Below are 3,557 nucleotides of genomic sequence, written 5' to 3' on the forward strand. Positions count from 1 at the left end.
AAAATGTGTATAATCAATTCGGTTAATATTGATGTGACACAGTTCAAGAATTTTCCGAATGAAGCTGTGAAACCATCTGAACCAGTTAAGCCAAAGAATGATGCGCCGATTCAGATATCAAAGAAACCACAAAATAATTTAGGAAATAAAGAGGAGGAGTCAATCATGAATTTAGAAGAATTAAAAGCGAAGTATCCAGATGTTTATAAAGCGGCTTTAAATGAAGGTATTAAGGCTGAAAGGGAAAGAATCAAGGCTATTGATGATATTGATGCACCAGGACATGAGAGTATCAAGAATGAGGCAAAGTATACCAATATAGCGAATGCTGGAGATACAGCTATCAAGATTTTGAATTCTCAAAAACAAGGTATCGTAAAGGTGGCGACTAATAGAGCAAAGGATATTCAAGATAGCGGAGTATTAGACGTTGATGGTCAATTAGGTGAGGATAGTGTAGATGAAGAGGAATCTATCATAAATGCAGTAAAAGACTCATTTGAAGGAGGTGGATTTTAATGACAAATGTTTTGGGAGTTTATGAACCAGATAATATTTATGCTGCTGGAAGTACTGACATTGAAAGAATAGCTAGAAAGACTGCTGTAGGTGTGAATATTGCGAAGTATCAAGTAGTAGCTGTAGATGAAAGTGGAGATGTGATTCCATCAGTTTCTCCAGATGATGCCTATGGTATATCAGCAGAGGATATTGTGGGAATTGATGGAGAGAAACAAAATGTAGTGCTTTGTGCTACTGGTTGTTTTCAAAAAGAGGGAATTGTATTTCCAGATGGCAAGACAGCAGATGACTATATCGACGCACTTAAAAAGTGCAATATCTTTTTAAAATAGGAGGAATGAAAGATGACAGTAGATTTATATAAACCAAGAACGATGGGAAAGATAGTTCAGCAGATTCCACCGCAACATAATTTTTTCTCAACTTTTTTTAAGAAACATACAGAAACATTTTTAACTGCTAAAGTTGATGTAGATATTATGAAGGGTGGTCGTGAGATGGCTCCTTTTGTAAATCCGCTTACTGGTTCAAAAACTATGAAGAATCATGGATTTAAAACTAAAACTTATGAGCCACCACTTATTTCGCCAAGTACGGTTACATCGGCTGATGATATTATGAATAGAATGATGGGTGAATCTATTTATTCTCAAAAGACACCAGCACAAAGGGCTGCTGTAAAAATGGCTCAGGATTTTAAGAAATTAGATGTCATGATTTCAAGAACTGAAGAGTGGATGTGTAGTAAGGTTTTACTAGATGGCAAAATTCCAATTGTAGGTGATGATTATGAAGCTGAGATTGATTTTGATTTTGATAATAAAGAAGTATTAAGTGGTGATGATCTTTGGACTTCTGAGAATTCAGATCCAATAGCAGATATTGAAGAATGGCATGAAGTTTGTCAAAAAGAAGGTTTTGTAAATTGCGATATATTAGTTTTAGGAAAGCGTGCAGCTAATGCATTTATTAATCATCCAAAGGTTAAGTCTCTTTTAGATATAAAAAATTTGAATTTGGCGATTATAGAACCTAAAAAGTTACCAAATGGTGTTACTTATATTGGTACTTATCCAAAACTCAATTTATCAATTTATACTTATAATGAGTGGTTTTATGATTCAAAGGAAAAGAAAACTAAGCCAATGATGCCTTCACATAAAGCTCTTTTATTTAGCTCTAAAGCAGATTGTTCTATGTACTATGGAGCTCATACAAAGTTAAATTCAAAGACTGATTTATTTGAAACGATTGAAGCTAGTAGGATTCCTGATACATGGATAAAGAAAAATCCAGATCGTAGATTCTTGGGGCTTTCATCTAAACCGCTACCAGTTCCACATGAAGTTGACTCATGGTATGTTGCTGATGTTGTTGAGGAGGCTGATTAGGAATGAAGGTTATCGCAAATATTAGAATAAAATATAATAATGAGCGTTACGATAAGGGTTCTGTAATCAACATGAAAAAGGATATTGCTGAAAAATTTATTGAAAAAGGTTATGTAGAGGATTGTAATAACTTGTCAAATGATGTTGAAGATATTGATTGTGATTTGGATGATAAACTAGTATGCGATGAAGAGGGTGAATGTCCCACCGGAGATGACGAGGAAGAGTAGAGCTTTCATCCAGAAGATAAGGGGGCGATATTATTAGTTTTAATGATATAGTCGAACAGGATGTCAATGTGTTTTTTGATATCTTTGGAGAGATACACAAAATTCAAGGAGAGGAGGTTTGTGTGATAGTCGATGAAACAGAACTTAAAGAAACGAAGATTGAGACGAATGAGGGGGTCTTTCAAGGGGATCTCCTTTTTTATGCTCGTAGATCGGAGATGAAGAGGCCTGATATTAATGATCGACTAAGATTTGATAGCAATGTGTATTCTGTAATTGATGTAAAAGATGAAAATCAAATCTATAAAATCACACTAATGTACTATGCTAGTTGATATGGGAGCAGATGTTGATACTGCGCTTAAATATGCAGAGCTAAGATTAGGAGCCATTAAAAAAAGGGCTCCTTCTATAGTTGCTCGTTCGCTGAATCGTGGGATATCTAGGATGAATACCGTTGGAAAGAAGGCTGTAAAAGATAGGTATACGATAAAAGCAAAAAAGGTCAATGATTCAGTCAAAGTTTGGAGAGCTAATAAAAATGATTTAAGAGCTGCAGTCAGAGTTAGATCAGAGAGGATTCATGTGGTTGATCTAAAAGTATCTTCTAAAAAATTTCAGCACAAGAGAAAGACAAAAAAGCCTGTGACAGTAGAAATTATAAAGGGGCAAGTAAAGCCTATTTATGGTTTCATGGCTCCTGGTACTGGGTCGGGAAAACCAATACTTTTTAGACGGTCTCGAGATAAACCATCAAAGAGAATTCGAATACCAGGAACTACATCAAAAGGAAGAAGAAAAACGAATAGTGAAAGACCAATAGAAGCGATAAGAGGACCATCTGTACCAGAGATGATGAATCACAGATCGATTAGAAATGAAATGGCTGATGCAGGTAAAGAGAAGTTTAGCGAAGAGTTAGAACGTGAAATCAATAGAGCGTTGGGGGTGAAATAATGGTTATAGCTGAACTACAATCATTACTCCAAAAAGATTTACAACAGCTTTTTAAAATGGATTATCCAGAGCTAAGCATACTTAAACAATTTTTGCCAAAGAAAAGTTATTCAGTGAATGAAGATGAAGAGGATGAGAAGTATCCTTTTGTGGTTGTAAGGTTGGATGAAGGAAATGACGATGAAGATGAGTCCTTTGTGAAAGTAGATTTTGTTATTGGTTATAAATCTAGAGAGGAAGAACAGAACTATGAGAGTCTGTTGTCAATCTTGGAAAAGATTAGACAGCATTATCAATCAAATAGGTTTTTAGAGCATTTTGAAATGGATAAAAAACTTTCTTGGAGGATGCAAGATAAGGAAGATTATTATCCATATTTTTATGGATATATTTCAACTGTTTGGAATATTCCAAGTGTTATAGAAGGAGATGAACTGATTTGAAAAAGACAAAAGCA

At 34.8% G+C, this 3,557-nt stretch carries 7 protein-coding genes; all 7 read left to right on the top strand.

Annotation, left to right across the window (positions count from 1 at the left end; translation table 11 throughout):
• Positions 1 to 519 (top strand): hypothetical protein (locus N4A40_09995; protein MCT4662180.1); only part of this gene is annotated, 519 nt, incomplete at its 5' end.
• Positions 519 to 854: a hypothetical protein gene (locus tag N4A40_10000; GenBank protein ID MCT4662181.1), complete on the top strand. Its 336-nt coding sequence runs from the start codon at positions 519 to 521 to the stop codon at positions 852 to 854. The genes N4A40_09995 and N4A40_10000, both read left to right, overlap by 1 nt.
• 12 nt (positions 855 to 866) lie before the next feature.
• Positions 867 to 1,913, top strand: a complete 1,047-nt coding sequence (locus N4A40_10005; GenBank protein MCT4662182.1) for a major capsid protein — start codon at positions 867 to 869, stop codon at positions 1,911 to 1,913.
• Between the two features lie 2 nt (positions 1,914 to 1,915).
• Entirely contained in the window at positions 1,916 to 2,143 is a 228-nt protein-coding gene (locus tag N4A40_10010) for a hypothetical protein (GenBank protein ID MCT4662183.1), read from the top strand.
• 122 nt (positions 2,144 to 2,265) lie between these two features.
• Positions 2,266 to 2,478, top strand: a complete 213-nt coding sequence (locus N4A40_10015; protein MCT4662184.1) for a hypothetical protein — start codon at positions 2,266 to 2,268, stop codon at positions 2,476 to 2,478.
• Positions 2,468 to 3,100, top strand: coding sequence for a phage tail protein (locus N4A40_10020; GenBank protein MCT4662185.1), 633 nt, complete (start codon positions 2,468 to 2,470; stop codon positions 3,098 to 3,100). Before N4A40_10015 ends, N4A40_10020 begins: the two co-directional genes overlap by 11 nt.
• Entirely contained in the window at positions 3,100 to 3,543 is a 444-nt protein-coding gene (locus N4A40_10025; GenBank protein MCT4662186.1) for a hypothetical protein, read from the top strand. The genes N4A40_10020 and N4A40_10025 overlap by 1 nt, the downstream gene beginning before the upstream one ends.
• Positions 3,544 to 3,557: the final 14 nt, after the last annotated feature.

Source organism: Tissierellales bacterium, assembly GCA_025210965.1.
GTDB lineage: Bacteria > Bacillota > Clostridia > Tissierellales > JAOAQY01 > JAOAQY01.

What these genes read in the sequence shown, in the direction of transcription:
- N4A40_10025 (MCT4662186.1), top strand. Translation starts at nt 3,100, where the DNA reads ATGGTTATAGCTGAACTACAATCATTACTCCAAAAAGATTTACAACAG.
- N4A40_10010 (MCT4662183.1), top strand. Translation starts at nt 1,916, where the DNA reads ATGAAGGTTATCGCAAATATTAGAATAAAATATAATAATGAGCGTTAC.
- N4A40_10000 (MCT4662181.1), top strand. Translation starts at nt 519, where the DNA reads ATGACAAATGTTTTGGGAGTTTATGAACCAGATAATATTTATGCTGCT.
- N4A40_10005 (MCT4662182.1), top strand. Translation starts at nt 867, where the DNA reads ATGACAGTAGATTTATATAAACCAAGAACGATGGGAAAGATAGTTCAG.
- N4A40_10020 (MCT4662185.1), top strand. Translation starts at nt 2,468, where the DNA reads ATGCTAGTTGATATGGGAGCAGATGTTGATACTGCGCTTAAATATGCA.